We start from the raw sequence: 16,101 nt of genomic DNA on the forward strand, positions 1-16,101 counted from the left end.
GCTGGATAGTAATTCGCAATTGTCCTACTCAAGCCACAGGAAAGATTGGCAATTTAGGAATGGCGCCCTAACTCCTCCTTCAGGGAGACCGCCATGCCGAAGTCCGTCCATGACCGTGGCCTGCTCAAGCCTGCCGATATCGCCAGGCTGCAACGCGTGTTTGATGAAGCCTGCAAGCGCCGCGAAGCGCTTCCGGAATCGCCCGAAGCGCGCGAAATCGCGCTCACCCTGCTTGCGTTGCACAATGCCGGCATGGTCGACGAGGACATGCTGATGGAAGCCGTCGGCTTCCGACGGCTCGAGCCAAAGTCGGCCTGACGAACCCCGGCGCTACACGTCCGCCTTGAAGGTCTGCTTCTGCTGGCCGAGCCCCTCGATGCCGAGTTCGACGACGTCGCCGGCCTTGAGGTAGACCGGCGGTTTCATGCCGAGGCCGACGCCGGGCGGCGTGCCGGTGGAGATGATGTCGCCGGGGTGCAGCGACATGAACTGGCTGAGATAGGACACGAGATAGGCGACGCCATAGACCATGGTCTTGGTCGAGCCGTTCTGCATGGTCTTGCCGTTGACTGTCAGCCACATCTTGAGGTTCTGCGGGTCGGCCACTTCGTCCTTGGTCACCAGCCATGGGCCGGTCGGGCCGAAGGTGTCGCAGCTCTTGCCCTTGGTCCACTGGCCCTGGCGCTCTGCCTGGAAGGCGCGTTCCGAGACGTCATGCGCAACACAGTAGCCGGCTACATAATCAAGCGCATCGGCCTCGCTGACATACTTGGCTGTCTTGCCGATGACCACGGCGAGTTCGACTTCCCAGTCGGTCTTCACCGAGCCGCGCGGGATCAGCACGTCATCGTCCGGACCGACAATGGCTGAGCTCGCCTTCATGAAGATGATCGGCTCCGGCGGCACGGTTGCGCCGGTTTCGGCGGCGTGGTCGGAATAATTGAGGCCGATGCAAATGAACTTGCCGGTGCCGGCGACGCAGGCGCCGATGCGCGGGCTGCCGGACACAGCCGGCAGCGACTTCGGATCGAGCTTCGCCAGGGCCGTCAGCGACGCCGGATCGAGTGCCTTGCCGCTGATGTCAGCCACATGTCCGGTCAGATCGCGGATCGTTCCATCGGCGTCGAGCAGGCCGGGCCGTTCGCTCCCGACGTCGCCATAGCGCAGCAGTTTCATGGTAGCCTCTCCTCAGTCAGATTGATTTGGAGCGGTTCATCGTTTCACGGAACCGCTCTATCTCTTTGTTCCAACGCCATTTCGGACGGAAAACCGCTACGCGTTTTTCCGTCAATTGCTCTATCTTTTTTTTGAGCATGACCTTTTCCGAAAGCCGGATTCCACCTTTCGGGATCATGCTCTAGATCGACCAGCCGCCATCGATATTGTAGGCCTGCCCCGACGTATAGGTGGCGCCAGCCAGATAGACGGCGAGATCGGCGATTTCCTCGGGCGTGCCAAGACGGCCCATGGGCTGGCGGGCGATGAAGGCCGCGCGCGCCGCGTCGTAATCACCCTGCGCATGCATGCGGTCCTGCAGCGACGGGCTCTCGACGGTGCCGGGGCAGATAGCATTGCAGCGTATGCCCTTGCCGACATAGTCGGCGGCGATCGACTTGGTCAGGCCGATGACGGCCGCCTTGGTCAACCCATAGACGAAGCGGTTCGGCACGCCCTTGGTCGAGCTCGCCAGCGACGCCATGTTGATGATCGAACCGTCACCACGTTCCAGCATCCCGGGCAGCACCGCCCGGATTGTGCGGATCATGGCGTGGACATTGAGGTTGAAGGCGAAATCGAGATCGGCGTCCTTCATCTCGAGGATCGAGCCGGAATGGACGAAACCGGCGCAATTGAACAGCACGTCGACGGTGCCGATCTCCGCGAAGGCCGACGTCACGGCCGCGTCATTCAGCACATCGAGTTTGCGGGTCTTGATGCCCGCCGTCTTGCCGAGTTCGGCAAGGAGCACTTCGTTGATGTCGGTGGCGTAAACGATGGCGCCAGCCTTGGCAAAAGCCAGTGCGCTCGCCTTGCCGATGCCTTGCGCCGCCGCCGTGACGACGACCACCTTGCCTGCCAGATCCGCCATATTGTTCTCCTCGCCGCTTGTGATCGTCCGGGTTTATCGGCAGCCGGCCAAGGCGTCATGTACCAGTCAGACACCGTTGTGCGGCCTGCGCCACTGTGCTCACAGATAAAAATGTTTTTTCTCGTTAAAGAACACGCATCCGGGCGTCAAGCCCGAACAGAGATCACTTGCGCGGCAGCCAAGGCGTCAATCGCCATAGGGCACCCAGACATTCTTGACCTCGACGGCGCGGCGCAGGAAGGCGTCGCCGGCGGCCTCATCCGAGGTCCAGTCGAGGCTGCGGCCATTGCCGCTCCAGACGCGCTTGAGGTTGCCGATCGAGTCGGCCTCCGCCTTGGCGCAGGTGTCGGCATCAGCGAATATCCAGAGCCCGTCGACATCGTCATGCTTGGCCAGCACGCCGGCGAGTTCGGCCGTGCGGCCGGTGACAATGTTGATGGCGCCTGCGGGAATGTCGGAATATTCGATGACCTGATAGAGATCGGTGGCCAGCAGCGGGTACTTTTCCGAAGGCACGGCAACGACCGTGTTGCCCATGGCGAGCGCCGGCGCGACCAGCGAGATCAGGCCAAGCAACGGCGCATTGTCGGGCGCGACGATGCCGATAACACCGACCGGCTCGTGCAAAGCCAGTGTCACGGCGCGGGCTGGCGGCTGATGCACCCTGCCGTCGAACTTGTCGGCAAGGCCGGCATAGAAGAACAAGCGTTCGATCGACTGGTCGACCTCTTCCCGCGCCGCCTTGGCGGTAGCGCCGGCGAGTTGGACAAGGCGAGCGGCGAATTCATCCGTACGGCCGGAAAGGTTCTCGGCCATATAATAGAGCACCTGGCTGCGATTGTAGGCAGTCGCCTCAGGCCAACCCTTGCAGGCTCGCGCGGCCGAGACGGCGTCGCGGATATCCTTGCGGCTGCCCAGCCCGACTTCGCCGGCCAGCTTGCCCTTGGCGGTGGCAACCGCCAGCGAGTAATTGCCGTCCGGCCGCACCTGCTTGCCGCCGATGAACAGTTTTGCCGTCCGGTCGATGGCACCACCTTCGGCTTGCTCGACCGGTTGGGCCGAAACCGTTGCCGGCTTGATGACCGGACCAAGCGGCAGCTTCGCTGTCAGATACTCGAACATGCCTTCACGCCCGCCTTCGCGGCCAAAGCCGCTTTCGCGGTAGCCGCCGAAACCACAGGCGGCGTCGAACATGTTGGTGCCGTTGACCCAGACGACGCCGGCCTTCAGCTGCGGTGCAACGTGGAGGGCCAGATTGACGTTCTCGCTCCACACCGAGGCGGCGAGCCCATAGCGCGTGTTGTTGGCGAGTTCGATCGCTTCCTCGGTGTTGCGGAAGGTCATGGTGGCAAGAACCGGGCCGAACACCTCCTCCTGAGCGAGGATGTTAGCCGGCGAAACACCAGTGGCCAATGTCGGCAGATAGTAGTAGCCGGAGGACGGCAGAGCGACATCCGGCTGCCAGCAGATGGCGCCCTGTCTGGCGCCTTCGGCGACCATGCCCTTGACGCGGTCGAGCTGGGTCAAGTCGACCAGCGGGCCGATATCGGTGTTCTTGTCGAGCGGAGCGCCGACGCGCAGCCGGCTCATCCGCGCCTTGACCTTGGCGATGAAGGCGTCCGCGATGCCTTCCTGCACCAGAAGCCGCGAGCCGGCGCAGCAGACCTGGCCCTGGTTGAACCAGATGCCGTCGACCAGACCTTCGACGGCGCTGTCGAGATCGGCGTCCTCGAAGACGATGAAGGCCGACTTGCCGCCAAGCTCCAGCGACAGTTTTTTCCCTGATCCGGCGGTGGCCTTGCGGATGATCTTGCCGACCTCCGAAGAGCCGGTAAAGGCGATCTTCTGGATGCCAGGATGATTGACGAGGGCAATGCCCGCTTCCGGCCCGCCCTGGACGATGTTGACGACGCCCTTGGGCACGCCGGCGCGTTCGCATATCTCGGCGAACAGGATGGCGGTCAGCGGCGTGAACTCGGCCGGCTTGAGCACCACGGTGCAACCGGCGGCGAGCGCCGGCGCGATCTTCCAAGCCAGCATCAAGAGCGGGAAATTCCACGGGATGATCTGGCCGACGACGCCGACGCCCTTTTGTCCGGGAAAATCCTTGTCCAACGCCTGCGCCCAGCCGGCATGATGGATGAAATGGCGGATGGCCAGCGGCACGTCGATGTCGCGGCTTTCGCGGATCGGCTTGCCGTTGTCGATCGATTCCAGCACCGCGAACAAGCGCTGGTGGCGCTGCATGGCGCGGCCGATGGCGTAGAGCACTTTAGCGCGCTGGTAGCCTGTGCTGGCGCTCCATTTCGGCAGCGCCTTGGTGGCAGCCGAAACCGCGGCGTCGATATCCGCGGCACCCGCGTCGGACACTTTGGCCAGCAGCTTGCCGGAAGAGGGATCGCTGGTGTCGAAGGTCTTGCCGCCAGTGGCCGCCTTCCACTCTCCACCGATGAACAGCGCCTTGCCGAAATCGCGCGCGGCCAGCCATGCATCGGCCTCGTTGCGGGCTTCCGGCGCCGGGCCGTACTCCATGGCGTGATAGCGTTCGAGAATGTTCATGGGACGCTCCTTTGGGAGGAGATTATCGTTCTGGCTACGTTCAAGGTCTCACTCGCCTCAAGCCATCGCGTGGCGATGATTGGCTGAATAGTGACCTGTGAGATGATGCTCGAGTTGCCGCTCGATGTCGGTCAAAAGGCTCGATGCGCCGAAGCGGAACAGGGTCGGCTCCAGCCATGGTCGGCCGAGCTCTTCCTTCATCAGCACGAGCCAGTCGAGCGAGACTTTTGCGGTGGAAATGCCGCCGGCCGGCTTGAAGCCGATGAGATAGCCGGTCTCCTCGAAATAGGCCCTGATAGCGCGCACCATGGCAAGGCCGACGGGCAGCGTGGCGTTGACGCTTTCCTTGCCGGTCGAGGTCTTGATGAAATCGGCGCCAGCCATCATCGCCACCATCGAGGCGAGCATGACATTGCGCAGCGTGGCAAGGTCGCCGGTGCCCAGGATGACCTTCAGATGCGCGTCACCGCAGGCGGCGCGCATGGAGACGATCTCGTTGTAAAGCTCCCGCCACTTGGCGCCAAAAACCAGCCCGCGCGGAATGACGACGTCGATCTCGTCAGCGCCGTCCTTCACCGAGGCCTCGATTTCCTGCAGGCGAGTCGACAGCGGCGTAAGGCCATGCGGAAAGGCGGTGGAGACGGCGGCGACATGGATGCCGGTGCCACGCACCGCGTCGACGGCGGTGGCGACAAACGGATGATAGACGCAGACGGCGGCCGGGCGGATGGTTTCGCCTTCTATGCCGAGACCCTCGATGAGATCACGGCGCAAGGGATTGATCGCCTTGGCGCAGAGCCGGCGCACGCGTTCATCCGTGTCGTTGGAGTTCAGCGTGGTCAGGTCCATGCAGGCAATGGAACGCAGCAGCCAGGCCGCCTGGTTGTCGGCCTTGATCGAGCGCCGCTTGGTCAAGCTGGCGACGCGCCGTTCCAGCGCCGAGCGGTTGACGCTGCGCATCGATTCCATGAAGCCGAGGTCGAGCTTCATGCCGGGGTTGCGGGCAATGCCGTGGCCGAGTTGGACGGGAATATTGGCGGCGGCGCGCGCCGGCAGCGAGGTCACCTTGGAGGCGCCGGCGCCGAGGTCGGCTTCGCGGATCGTGCTGCTCATCTCCTGCCCTTTCGTTCAGCGGCGTGCGCTTATGTCTTGGCGCGTGTCATCTCCCAAAACCGCCAGTTTCCAAAACGGACAGTCACTTTTGGGCGACACGCACAAAGATAGCCCGCGAAGCCACGCTTCACGAGTCCTCAGGCGATTGATAGCTGAAAAAGGCTGCGATGGCAGCACATTTTTGACCGGAAGGTCAAAACCTGGCTTTCGAGCGATGCCCTGGAGGCCTCAGCCGACGAAGGCGCGTTCGACGACGAAGCTTGAGGGATGGCTGAGCGAGCCTTCATGGAAGCCGAGGCTTTCGGCCAGTTCCTTGACGTCCTTCAGCATATGCATCGAACCGCAGATCATGATGCGATCGGTTTCCGGGTTGAGCTTCTCGATGCCGAGGTCGGCATAGAATTTGCCGGAGCCGATCAGCGCGGTGATGCGGCCCATGCGCTCGGAAGTTTCGCGCGTCGTCGAATTGTAGAGGGTGACGCGGCCGCCGGTCAGTTCGCCGATCAGCGGGTCGTTTTCGAGCGCCGCCACCAGCTCCTGGCCATAGGTCAGTTCCGCGATGTCGCGGCAGGTGTGGGTGAGGATGACCTGCTCGAACTTCTCATAGGTGTCGGGGTCGCGCAGCAGGCTGGCGAAGGGCGCGATGCCGGTGCCGGTCGAGATCATGAACAGCCGCTTGGCCGGGGTCAGCGCGTCGACCACCAGGGTGCCCGTCGACTTCTGGCGCATGATGACGGTGTCGCCGACCTGGATCTTCTGCAGTTCCGACGTCAGCGGGCCATCGGGCACCTTGATCGAGAAGAATTCCAGCTCTTCGTCCCAGGCGGGGCTGGCCACCGAATAGGCGCGGTAAACCGGCTTCTCGGCATTGGGCAGGCCGATCATGACGAACTCGCCGGAGCGGAAGCGCAGCGACTGCGGGCGGGTGATGCGGAACGAGAACAGCCGGTCGGTATAGTGTTTTACCGACACGACCGTCTGCGCATAGACATTGGCCGGAATCGGAAACTGCAGTGGCCGGGCATCGGCGGTGTTGAACGCGGGTGTGGTGTTCATCAAATCCAACCTTCCGGCGCAACCTTCGGGCGTTGGCGCCAAACCTTCTCCTGCACGCCCGGACCGTTCAGGTCCCGGCGTGCTCGGCACACTCCGAAGCGGTAAGCTCTTGTGTCCGGAATTTATTAGTATACAAACGATATTTGCGTCAAGATACCGCCGCGAAACACCTTTCCAAACTGCTGCATATCCGTAGTCCGCGCATTTCGGGTTTCGACGATGAAAGAGAATTTTTCGGTGCAGCCGCAGGATTCGCTGGGCAATGTCGTCGCCGGCATCGATGTCGGCGGAACTTTCACCGACCTGCTTTTGATCGACGGTCGTGATGGCGGCCGGGTGCATATCGCCAAGACGCCGACCACGGTCGACAACCAGGCGTTCGGTGTCGTTTCAGCACTTGGCGCCACCGGATTTCCGATCGACGGCATCGACCTCATCGTGCATGGCACGACCACCACCACAAACGCGGTGCTGGAACGCCGGCTGGCGAAAACCGGCATGATCACCACGCGCGGTTTTCGCGACGTGATCGAACTCGGCCGGCGGACACGACCGCAGGCCTATGGCATGACCGGCAGCTTTGTGCCGATCATTCCGCGCAATCTGCGCCTTGAAGTGTCGGAACGCGTCGAAGCCTCCGGAACCATCCGCACGCCGCTCGATGAGACCGAAATGCGCGAGGCGGTGAAGACGCTGATCGCGGATGGCTGCGAGTCGCTGGTCATCCATTTCCTGCATTCCTATGCCAATCCGGCGCATGAGAGGCGCGCGGCCGAGATCGCCGCCGAGCTCTGGCCGAACGGCTACATCACGACGGGACATGCGCTGCTGTCGGAAGCGCGCGAATTCGAGCGCGGGGTGACGGCTGCGGTCAACGCCTCGGTGCAACCGATTCTCGAGCGCTATGTCGAACGGCTGCGCAAGGAGCTGGCGGCCAAAGGCTATGCCCGCGACTTCCTGATCATGAACGGCAATGGCGGCATGATCTCGGCGCGCTTCGTCACACGCGAATCGGCAAAGACGGTGATGTCCGGCCCGGCCTCCGGTGTCATCGCCGCCGCCTATACGGGAAAGCGCGCCGGTTACGAAAACCTCGTCACCTATGACATGGGCGGCACCTCGACCGACGTGGCGCTGATCCGCAACGCCGAACCCGCCGTCTCCAACGAGATCGAGATCGAATATGCGATGCCGATCCATGTGCCGATGGTGGCGGTTCACACGGTCGGCGCCGGCGGCGGCTCGATCGCCCGGGTCGATGCCGCTGGGCTGATCCAGATCGGTCCGGAAAGTGCCGGCGCCAATCCCGGCCCGATCTGCTACGGGCGTGGCGGGCTGGAGCCGACCATCACCGACGCCAATCTGGTGCTGGGGCGGCTGGCGCCGAAGAAGCTGCTGGCCGTCGAAAATCCGGTCACCATCGAGCGAGTCACCAGCATCTTCGAGGACAGGATCGGCAAGGCGACCGGCCTGTCCGGCGTTGAAGCAGCGGGTGCGGTGCTCAGGCTCGGCAACATGAAAATGGCCGGCGCCATCCGCATGGTCTCAGTGTCGCGCGGCCATGACCCCCGCGATTTCGCGCTGTTCGCCTTTGGCGGCGCCGGTCCGCTGCATGCCACCGCCCTGGCGCGCGAACTCGGCCTGCCCCGGGTGTTGGTGCCGGCGCGTCCCGGTATCACCAACGCGCTCGGCTGCGTCGTCGCCGATCTGCGGCACGATTTCGTCAACACGGTCAACCAGCCGGTGGCGGTGCTTGATGAAACCCAGCTTCACGCTGTGTTGGAACGGCACCGAAACGAAGGCGAGGAGCTGATCGGCAAGGAAGCGGTAAAACCGGAAACGATCCGCGTTACCCACTCCGCCGACATGCAGTTCGTTGGCCAGACCCACATCATCAACGTGCCCCTGCCGTCGTCATCGGTAACTCGCGCAACGCTGCAAGACCTGTTCGAAAAAGCCTATTTCGCCCGCTTCAAGGTCGAACTGCCGGAGATCCGCGCCAATCTGGTCAACCTCAACACGTCGGTCACCGGCGTGCGGCCCGCGATCGATCTGTCGCGGCTGATCGACCCGGCCGGGCGCGTAAGAACGCTGGAAGAGGCGAGGCGCGAGATCCGGCCGGTCTGGTATGCCGGCAAATGGCACGACACGCCGATCTATATCAGGGAAAAGCTGCCACTCGACGCGGTCATCGAAGGGCCGGCGATCCTCGAGCAGATGGACGCGACCACCGTGCTCGAACCCGGCGACAGGGCGCGCTCGGACGCCGACGGCAACATCATCATCGATATCGGCGAGGCCTGAGATGCCTGACATTGATATGGCAAAGCTCAACGCCATCACGCTTTCGGTTCTCCAGGCGGCGCTGCAGCAGGTCTGCGACGAGATGGACCTGACCTTTTCGCGCGCCGCCTTCTCGCCGGTCATCGCCGAGGCCAATGACCGTTCCGACGGCATCTATTCGGCCGTCGATGGCTCGCTGATCGCGCAAGGCAGCCAAGGCCTGCCGGTGTTCGTCGGCGTCATGCAATATTCGACCAGGACAGTGATCGAGATGATCGCCGACGGGCGCTGCCTGGCCCCGGAGCCCGGCGACATCTACATCGTCAACGACCCCTATCTTGGCGGCACGCATCTGATGGATGTGCGCTTCGCCATGCCGGTCTATCGGGACGGCAAGATCTTCTGCTGGCTGTCGAACACCGGCCATTGGCCCGACATTGGCGGCTCCGTGCCGGGTGGTTTCTCGGCCTCCGCAACGGCAGTCGAGCAGGAAGGCTTGCGGCTGCCGCCGGTCAAACTGTTCAAGAAAGGCGTGCTCGACCGCGAGATCTACGCCATCATCTGCTCGAACATCCGCGTCGCCGACCAGCGCATCGGTGACATCCGCGCCCAGGCCGCGGCGCTGCTGATCGGCCAGGACCGGCTCAATGGCATCCTGGATCGTTACGGTGACGAAACCGTTGTCGAGGCGATCGCCGAACTGCGTCGCCGCGCCGCCGAACAGATGCGCGCCAACGTCTCGGCCATCCCCGACGGCACCTATCATTCCAAGGCGTTTGTCGATTCCGACGGTGTGGTGAACGAGCCCCTGACCATCGCGCTCGCCGTCGAGAAACTGGGCGATACGCTGACCTTCGATTTCGCCGGCTCGTCAAAGCCCTGCGCCGATGAACAGCGTGCTGGCGACGACACTGTCGTCCGTCTATCTCGCCATGCGCCACATCTTCCCGGATGTGCCGATCAGCGCCGGCGCCTTTGAGCCGCTGATCGTCAAGCGGCCGGAAGGCACCTTCCTCGACGCGAAATATCCGCGTCCTGTTTCCGGCTGCGCCGCCGAAGTATCGCAGCGCATCGCCGAGGCGGTGTTCGCGGCCATGGTGCAAGCGCTGCCGGACAAGGTCACAGCGGCGCCCGCCGGCTCCAGCGGCAATTTCGCGCTCGGCGGCAACGATCCGGCGCGCGGCCGCGACTACGTCATGTACCAGATCTCCGGCGGCGGCTATGGTGGCAATGCCGGCCATGACGGCCTGACCAATGGCTGCTCGACCATCGGCATCTCAAAATCGCCGCCGGTCGAGATCATGGAGCAGGCCTTTCCGGTGCTCTATCGCCACTATGCCTTGCGCGAAGGCTCGGGCGGCGCCGGCAAGCATCGTGGCGGTTTCGGCCTTGCCTATGAGGTGGAAATCCTGCGCGGCGACGCCCGGGCATCCTTTGTCATGGACCATGGCCGTTTCGGCCCGCAGGGCGCATTGGGCGGCAAGGACGGCGCGGTCAACACCGTGACCGTTTTCCGCAACGGCGAGGCGCACGTGCCACCGCATCTCTCCAAGGAGCAGGACATCGCGCTGAAGGCCGGGGATCGCGTGCGCGTCGGCACGCCGGGCGGCGGCGGCTATGGCGATCCGCGCGAGCGCGATCCGAAACTGGTCGCCCAGGACGTCAAGCTTGGTTATTATACCGCCGAGCAGGCAAGAGACATGTTCGGGGTCGCGGCACAAGGAACGTGACCGGATTTACATGCGCGATCACCGCGCCGTGATCGGCGCATGACATGTCGTTTCCGTCTCCGCCGGCAGCTTGAAAGCCCGTAGACTTCTCCGGTCAACGGAGATCTGGAACATGCGTCTTTTCGGTCGTTTCGTGCTTGCCGCTTCCGTCGCCCTTGCGCTCGCCACGGGTGCCGCTTCCGCCCAGGACAAGAAGCTGAGGATCGGTACCGAGGGCGCCTATCCGCCCTTCAACTATGCCAATGCCGACGGCACGCTGGGGGGCTTCGACATCGATCTCGGCAAGGCGCTGTGCGCTGAGATGAAGGCCGATTGCGAGTTCATCGTGCAGGATTTCGACGGCTCGATTCCAGCACTCCAGGCCGGCAAATTCGATGCGATCATCAACATCACCATCACGCCCGAGCGGGCCGAGAAGGTCGAGTTCACCCACAAATACTACCAGACGCCGCCGGCCATCGCCGTGCCGAAGGATTCGACGATCACCGGCACATCGCCGGACGATTTGAAGGGCAAGGCGCTGGGCGTGCAGACCGCGACCATCCACCAGAAATTCGCCGAGCACAAATACAGCGGCTCGACCATCAAGGCCTATCCGACCGGCGATGACGCCCGCACCGACATGGCCAATGGCCGGCTTGATGCGATGATGGATGGCTCGATCATCCTGACCGAATGGCTGAAGAAGCCCGACGGCGCATGCTGCAGGCTGCTTGGCACGCTGACGGCCGATCCGGCCATCCACGGGCCCGGCGTCGGCATCGCGCTGCAGAAGGGCAACAAGGAGCTGGCCGACAAGTTCAATGCCGCAATAGACGCGCTGCGCGCCAACGGCAAATACAAGGAAATCAACGACAAGTATTTTGCCTTCGACGTCTACGGCAACTGAGACCGACAACGACGCCCTCGGCAGCGCTGTCGGGCGCTGCCGTTTTTCATGAATAATGGAGATTTTCTTGGCTGAGCGGCGATCCCCTTTCTGCAGCAGCATCGTTGGGCTGGGCGCGACCATGGGTCGGGTCGGCGGCGATTTCATCTCGGCCAAGTACTACTCCGGCATTGCCGACGAGCATCTGAACACGCGCAAGAATGTCGGCGTGCAGGATCTCAGCACCATGGGCAAGATGGACATCAAGGGGCCGGATGCCGAGGCGCTGGTCAACCACATCATCGTCAACGATGCAGCCGCCATGACGCCGGGCCAGGTGCGCTACTCGACCATTTGCCGCGACGACGGCGGCATCATGGACGATCTTACTGTATTCCGGTTGGCGCCCGAACATTTCATGCTGGTGACCGGCTCGGTCAACCGGCTGAAGATGCTGCCCTGGTTGCTGCATCACGCGCAGGGGCGGAAGACCTATGTCACCGACATCACGGCGGCCGTCGCCTTCCCGACGATCCAGGGACCGCGCTCGCGCGAACTTCTCAAGATGCTGGTTTCGGATGCCGATCTGGACGGGCTGAAGCGCTGGGCGTTCACCGCCGGACGCATCGGTGAGACGAAGCTGCTGATCTCGCGCACCGGCGTCACCGGCGAACTCGGCTTCGAACTGTTCGTGCCGGCCGACGAGGCGGCTTCGGTCTGGGACGCGCTGATGCACGCCGGGCGGGATTTCGGCCTGAAGCCCTATGGCGTGCTGGCGATGTTCACGCTGGGGCTGGAAAAGGCCTATCCGGCGCATGGCATCGATATGGACGAGACCCGGACGCCGTTCCATGTCGGGCTCGACCGCTGGATCAAGTTCGACAAGGGCGATTTCATCGGCCGCGAGGCGCTGCTCAAGGTCCGCGACAAGGGCCTCGACGAGCGCTGGACCGGACTGATCCTCGACGGCGACACGCCAGCGGCAACCGATGCCAGGGTTCTGGCTGATGGCGAGGATGCCGGCGTCGTCACCTACAGCGACCATGGCTATTCGCTGGGCAAGGTGCTGGCGACCGCCCATCTGCGGCTGCCCTTTACGGCAGTTGGCACCGAACTCAGCATCGATGTTGCCGGCGTGCCGACACGCGCGGTGGTGGCGCCGATGCCGTTCTTTGACCCGGAAGGGGCAAGGTTACGTGGCTAGACGCTTGCGTCGATAGACGGAATGCGTCGGCGATTGGCGGAAACACCCATCACTTCGTCATCCACGGGCGGAGCAAGGAGCGCAGCGACGCGGCGCAGACCCGAGGATCCATGCCGCGACTTCAACTTGTCGCAGCGGTGCAGAATTTTGCTCTGCTGCGTTCTTCGATCCATGTCATGGCATGGATCCTCGGGTCTCCGCGACGGAGCTTCGCTCCTGCTCCGCCCGTGGATGACGAAGTTGGGGGAGGCCCGCCCAATCTCAAATGTTCAGCCGGCTCATCCCCTCCGATCCAGCCTCGCCACCAGCCGGTCACCCACCCACTGGATGCCGCAGACCAGGATGATCAGGACGATGACCACGGCGACCATGACCGACGTCTCGAAACGCTGATAGCCGTAGCGGATGGCGAGGTCGCCGAGCCCGCCGGCGCCGATGGCGCCGGCCATGGCCGACGCGCCGATCAGCGTCACCAGGGTCACCGTGAAGCCGGCGACGATGCCGGGCAGGGCTTCGGGCACCAGCACCTCGCGGATGATCGTCCAGCGGTTACCGCCCATGGCGCGTGCGGCCTCGATCAAGCCGTGGTCGACCTCGCGCAGTGACACTTCAGCGATGCGTGCATAATAGGGCGTGGCGGCAATCGACAGCGGTACGATAGCCGCCCAGGTGCCGATCGAGGTGCCGACGATCAGCCGCGTCACCGGGATCAGCGCCACCAGCAGGATGATGAAGGGCACGGAGCGGAAGCCGTTGATGACGGCGCCCAGCGCGCGGTTCACCCACGGGCTTTCGGCGATGCCGCCGCGTTCGGTGGCGATCAAGGCCAGGCCGAGCGGCAGGCCGAACACCAGCGAGATGAGGCCGGACGCGGCCGTCATCAGGATTGTTTCCCAGATCGAACGCAGCAGGAGCTCAAACAGAACCGGCGACATGGCCAAGAACCTCCACCCGCGCCTGGCGGGACTTCAGGAATGTGATCACTTCGGCGAGATGCCTTGCATCGGCGCCGGGGACAGAGAGAAACAGCGTTCCGACGGGCTGCTGCTGGATATGGTCGATGCCGCCATGGACGAGGCGGAACGGACCAGGGACGATTGCCGCGAGATCCGAGAGCAATGGACCTCGCGCGGCCTCGCCAGCCACGTCGACGCGCAGGATGGTATCGGTGCCCGCCGAAGGCAGCAGCCGTGCAGACAGCTCGGCCGGCAGTTGCGGCCGGATGGTACCGAGCAGACTCTTTGTGATGCCTGAACGCGGATCGGCAAAGACCGACCAGACGGGCCCCTCCTCGACGATGCGCCCGGCATCGATCACCGCCACACGGTCGGCGATCGAGCGGATCACCTCCATCTCATGGGTGATCAGCAGGATGGTCAGGCCAAGCCGCCTGTTGATGTCCTTGAGCAAGGCGAGGATAGAGCGCGTCGTTTCCGGGTCGAGCGCCGAGGTGGCTTCGTCCGACAGCAGCAGCGCCGGGCGCGCCGCAAGCGCCCGGGCGATGCCGACACGCTGCTTCTGGCCGCCCGACAGCGATGCCGGATATGCCTTGGCCTTCTCCGACAGGCCGACAAGGTCGAGCAGTTCGGCCGCACGCGCCAGCCGCTCGGCTTTCGGACGGCCTTCGATCTTCAGCGGCAGCGCCACATTGTCCTCGACGGTCTTGGCCGACAGCAGGTTGAAATGCTGGAAGATCATGCCGATGCGCCGCCGCAGCGGCTGCAGGTCGCGCTCGCCGAGCCGGCTGATCTCGCGGCCTTCGATGAAGACTTCACCGGAATCGGGCCGTTCCAGACCGTTCAGGCAGCGGATCAGCGTCGATTTGCCGGCGCCGCTGCGGCCGATGATGCCGAGGATCTCGCCCTTGCGCACCGTCAGCGAGACGCCGTCCAGTGCCGCCGTGGCGCCGAAGCGGCGCTTTAGGTCGACAAGGCGCACCACGTCCTGAGACGCGTCGGGCCTGGCTTTGGTCGGATCGATGGTCTCCACGGATGCCATGTTGTGCTGGTTCATGCGCGTTCCTGTTCTCAGCCCTTCCGAAACACAATTGCGGCCCGCGCCTGAGCGCGGACCGCTATTGCTTCCAAATCGGGCGTTCAGCCTCAATAGGCGCTGAGGCCGGTACCCTTGTAGACCTTGTCGAACTCGGCCTTGACCGCGTCGTTCTGGTACGAAGCGACCAGCGTCTTCACCCAGGCTTCGTTCTCGTTGCCGGCCTTCACCGCGATGAAATTGCGGTACGGATTGTCGGCGATGGGCTCCTGCGCGATGCGGTTTTCCGGCGTCAGCCCGCTTTTCAGCGCCCAGTCGGTGTTGACCACGGCGGCGTCGAGATCCTCGACCGAGCGTCCGACGATGCCGGCGTCCAACTCCTTGATCACGACTTTCTTGGCGTTCTCTGCGATGTCGGCGATGGTGGCGAGAATGCCGGTGCCGTCCTTCAGTTTGATCACGCCTTCATTCTGCAGCACGCGCAGCGCCCGGCCTTCATTGGACGGATCGTTGGGCACGCCGATGACCGCGCCCTCGGGCAGGTCGGCGATCTTCGTAAACTTCTTGGAGTAGAGGCCGATTGGCCAGACGCCGGTATAGCCGACGCGCACGATATGATAGCCTTGCGTCTTGATCTGGTTGTCGAGATAGGGCTGGTGCTGGAAGGCGTTGGCGTCGATCTCGCCGCGCTCCAGCGCCTCGTTGGGCTGGGTGTAGTCGTTGAACACCACGGTCTCGATCGTGAGGCCCTTTTCGGCCGCCTGCGCGGTAACAACGCGCCACACATCCTCGTCCTCGCCGCTGATGATGCCGACCTTGATCGCCTTCTTGTCCTCGGCGAACGAGGCCTTGGGCGCAGCCAGGCTGCCGATCGCGACGACAGAGGCCAATAGAACCGCAAGACCAGTGCGCCGATTGAAAGCTGACGTAAGGAGAGAGGGCAAAGTGTTTCTGAAGTCGGACATGATTGATCTCTGCAGGTGTGAAGTCTTGGTAGCCAAGCGGATTGCTCAGGCTTGATCACATCATCATGAACTCTATCGATTTTATCAAAGAATACCGTTTCCCTGCCACGGCCAAAGCCGGGAATATTCTCTCAAAGATTCCTGCATCGGGAGCACAGGACGGTTTCATGGGCCTGCCGCAGGGCGCGGCACTTTACCGCTTGACTGGCCGGATGTTCCGAATAGGCTAATGGAATAAAGTT

General features: G+C 63.4%; 14 protein-coding genes and 1 pseudogene. 6 read left to right on the top strand and 9 right to left on the bottom strand.

Features of this window, described 5'->3' with window-relative positions; genetic code table 11:
* The first annotated feature begins 93 nt into the window (after positions 1-93).
* The gene (locus LGH82_RS18335; RefSeq protein ID WP_227344085.1) at positions 94-318 is read left to right on the top strand and encodes a hypothetical protein; all 225 of its coding nucleotides are present in this window, start codon (positions 94-96) and stop codon (positions 316-318) included.
* Between the two features lie 12 nt (positions 319-330).
* Here LGH82_RS18335 and LGH82_RS18340 read toward each other — a convergent pair whose 3' ends face one another.
* The 6 genes from LGH82_RS18340 to LGH82_RS18360 all read right to left on the bottom strand — a co-directional run bounded on the left by LGH82_RS18340 (position 331) and on the right by LGH82_RS18360 (position 6,817).
* Positions 331-1,176: a fumarylacetoacetate hydrolase family protein gene (locus LGH82_RS18340; RefSeq protein WP_227344086.1), complete on the bottom strand. Its 846-nt coding sequence runs from the start codon at positions 1,174-1,176 to the stop codon at positions 331-333.
* A gap of 16 nt (positions 1,177-1,192) precedes the next feature.
* Positions 1,193-1,315 (bottom strand): hypothetical protein, encoded by a 123-nt coding sequence (locus LGH82_RS33370; RefSeq protein WP_264484331.1) that lies wholly within the window; start codon positions 1,313-1,315, stop codon positions 1,193-1,195.
* A gap of 42 nt (positions 1,316-1,357) precedes the next feature.
* Positions 1,358-2,089, bottom strand: coding sequence for an SDR family oxidoreductase (locus LGH82_RS18345; protein ID WP_227344087.1), 732 nt, complete (start codon positions 2,087-2,089; stop codon positions 1,358-1,360).
* A 186-nt stretch (positions 2,090-2,275) separates the two neighbouring features.
* Entirely contained in the window at positions 2,276-4,648 is a 2,373-nt protein-coding gene (locus LGH82_RS18350) for an aldehyde dehydrogenase family protein (protein ID WP_227344088.1), read from the bottom strand.
* A gap of 57 nt (positions 4,649-4,705) precedes the next feature.
* A complete protein-coding gene (gene deoC / locus LGH82_RS18355; protein ID WP_227344089.1) occupies positions 4,706-5,761 on the bottom strand; it encodes a deoxyribose-phosphate aldolase in 1,056 nt (351 codons plus the stop codon).
* Positions 5,762-5,989: 228 nt separating this feature from the next.
* Positions 5,990-6,817: a ferredoxin--NADP reductase gene (locus tag LGH82_RS18360; protein ID WP_227344090.1), complete on the bottom strand. Its 828-nt coding sequence runs from the start codon at positions 6,815-6,817 to the stop codon at positions 5,990-5,992.
* A 219-nt stretch (positions 6,818-7,036) separates the two neighbouring features.
* On the opposite strand from LGH82_RS18360, the gene LGH82_RS18365 reads away from it, so the two are divergent.
* From LGH82_RS18365 to LGH82_RS18380, 4 genes and pseudogenes are all read left to right on the top strand, one after another.
* Entirely contained in the window at positions 7,037-9,121 is a 2,085-nt protein-coding gene (locus LGH82_RS18365) for a hydantoinase/oxoprolinase family protein (RefSeq protein ID WP_227344091.1), read from the top strand.
* A gap of 16 nt (positions 9,122-9,137) precedes the next feature.
* Positions 9,138-10,830: pseudogene (locus tag LGH82_RS18370) on the top strand (hydantoinase B/oxoprolinase family protein).
* A gap of 112 nt (positions 10,831-10,942) precedes the next feature.
* Positions 10,943-11,719, top strand: coding sequence for an ABC transporter substrate-binding protein (locus tag LGH82_RS18375; protein WP_227344092.1), 777 nt, complete (start codon positions 10,943-10,945; stop codon positions 11,717-11,719).
* Positions 11,720-11,786: 67 nt separating this feature from the next.
* Positions 11,787-12,902, top strand: coding sequence for an aminomethyltransferase family protein (locus tag LGH82_RS18380; RefSeq protein ID WP_227344093.1), 1,116 nt, complete (start codon positions 11,787-11,789; stop codon positions 12,900-12,902).
* Between the two features lie 278 nt (positions 12,903-13,180).
* Here the strand turns inward: LGH82_RS18380 and LGH82_RS18385 are convergent, their stop codons facing one another.
* The 3 genes from LGH82_RS18385 to LGH82_RS18395 all read right to left on the bottom strand — a co-directional run bounded on the left by LGH82_RS18385 (position 13,181) and on the right by LGH82_RS18395 (position 15,859).
* A complete protein-coding gene (locus LGH82_RS18385; protein ID WP_227344094.1) occupies positions 13,181-13,837 on the bottom strand; it encodes a methionine ABC transporter permease in 657 nt (218 codons plus the stop codon).
* Entirely contained in the window at positions 13,818-14,915 is a 1,098-nt protein-coding gene (locus tag LGH82_RS18390) for a methionine ABC transporter ATP-binding protein (protein WP_227344095.1), read from the bottom strand. The genes LGH82_RS18385 and LGH82_RS18390 overlap by 20 nt, the downstream gene beginning before the upstream one ends.
* Before the next feature lie 89 nt (positions 14,916-15,004).
* On the bottom strand, positions 15,005-15,859 hold the full coding sequence (locus LGH82_RS18395) for a MetQ/NlpA family lipoprotein (protein WP_227344096.1): 855 nt from the start codon (positions 15,857-15,859) through the stop codon (positions 15,005-15,007).
* A 65-nt stretch (positions 15,860-15,924) separates the two neighbouring features.
* Here LGH82_RS18395 and LGH82_RS18400 point away from each other — a divergent pair, with 65 nt between their 5' ends.
* Complete coding sequence (locus tag LGH82_RS18400; RefSeq protein ID WP_227344097.1) at positions 15,925-16,089, top strand: hypothetical protein; 165 nt, start codon at positions 15,925-15,927, stop codon at positions 16,087-16,089.
* Positions 16,090-16,101 lie beyond the last annotated feature (12 nt).

It is taken from the genome of Mesorhizobium sp. PAMC28654, assembly GCF_020616515.1.
Lineage (GTDB): Bacteria > Pseudomonadota > Alphaproteobacteria > Rhizobiales > Rhizobiaceae > Mesorhizobium.

Excerpts from the sequence above, each read along its gene's own strand:
- LGH82_RS18375 (WP_227344092.1), top strand. The coding sequence starts at position 10,943 with ATGCGTCTTTTCGGTCGTTTCGTGCTTGCCGCTTCCGTCGCCCTTGCG.
- LGH82_RS18360 (WP_227344090.1), bottom strand. The coding sequence starts at position 6,817 with ATGAACACCACACCCGCGTTCAACACCGCCGATGCCCGGCCACTGCAG.
- LGH82_RS18340 (WP_227344086.1), bottom strand. The coding sequence starts at position 1,176 with ATGAAACTGCTGCGCTATGGCGACGTCGGGAGCGAACGGCCCGGCCTG.
- LGH82_RS18365 (WP_227344091.1), top strand. The coding sequence starts at position 7,037 with ATGAAAGAGAATTTTTCGGTGCAGCCGCAGGATTCGCTGGGCAATGTC.
- LGH82_RS18350 (WP_227344088.1), bottom strand. The coding sequence starts at position 4,648 with ATGAACATTCTCGAACGCTATCACGCCATGGAGTACGGCCCGGCGCCG.
- deoC (WP_227344089.1), bottom strand. The coding sequence starts at position 5,761 with ATGAGCAGCACGATCCGCGAAGCCGACCTCGGCGCCGGCGCCTCCAAG.
- LGH82_RS18395 (WP_227344096.1), bottom strand. The coding sequence starts at position 15,859 with ATGTCCGACTTCAGAAACACTTTGCCCTCTCTCCTTACGTCAGCTTTC.
- LGH82_RS18335 (WP_227344085.1), top strand. The coding sequence starts at position 94 with ATGCCGAAGTCCGTCCATGACCGTGGCCTGCTCAAGCCTGCCGATATC.
- LGH82_RS18345 (WP_227344087.1), bottom strand. The coding sequence starts at position 2,089 with ATGGCGGATCTGGCAGGCAAGGTGGTCGTCGTCACGGCGGCGGCGCAA.
- LGH82_RS18390 (WP_227344095.1), bottom strand. The coding sequence starts at position 14,915 with ATGAACCAGCACAACATGGCATCCGTGGAGACCATCGATCCGACCAAA.
- LGH82_RS18385 (WP_227344094.1), bottom strand. The coding sequence starts at position 13,837 with ATGTCGCCGGTTCTGTTTGAGCTCCTGCTGCGTTCGATCTGGGAAACA.
- LGH82_RS33370 (WP_264484331.1), bottom strand. The coding sequence starts at position 1,315 with ATGCTCAAAAAAAAGATAGAGCAATTGACGGAAAAACGCGTAGCGGTT.
- LGH82_RS18400 (WP_227344097.1), top strand. The coding sequence starts at position 15,925 with ATGAACTCTATCGATTTTATCAAAGAATACCGTTTCCCTGCCACGGCC.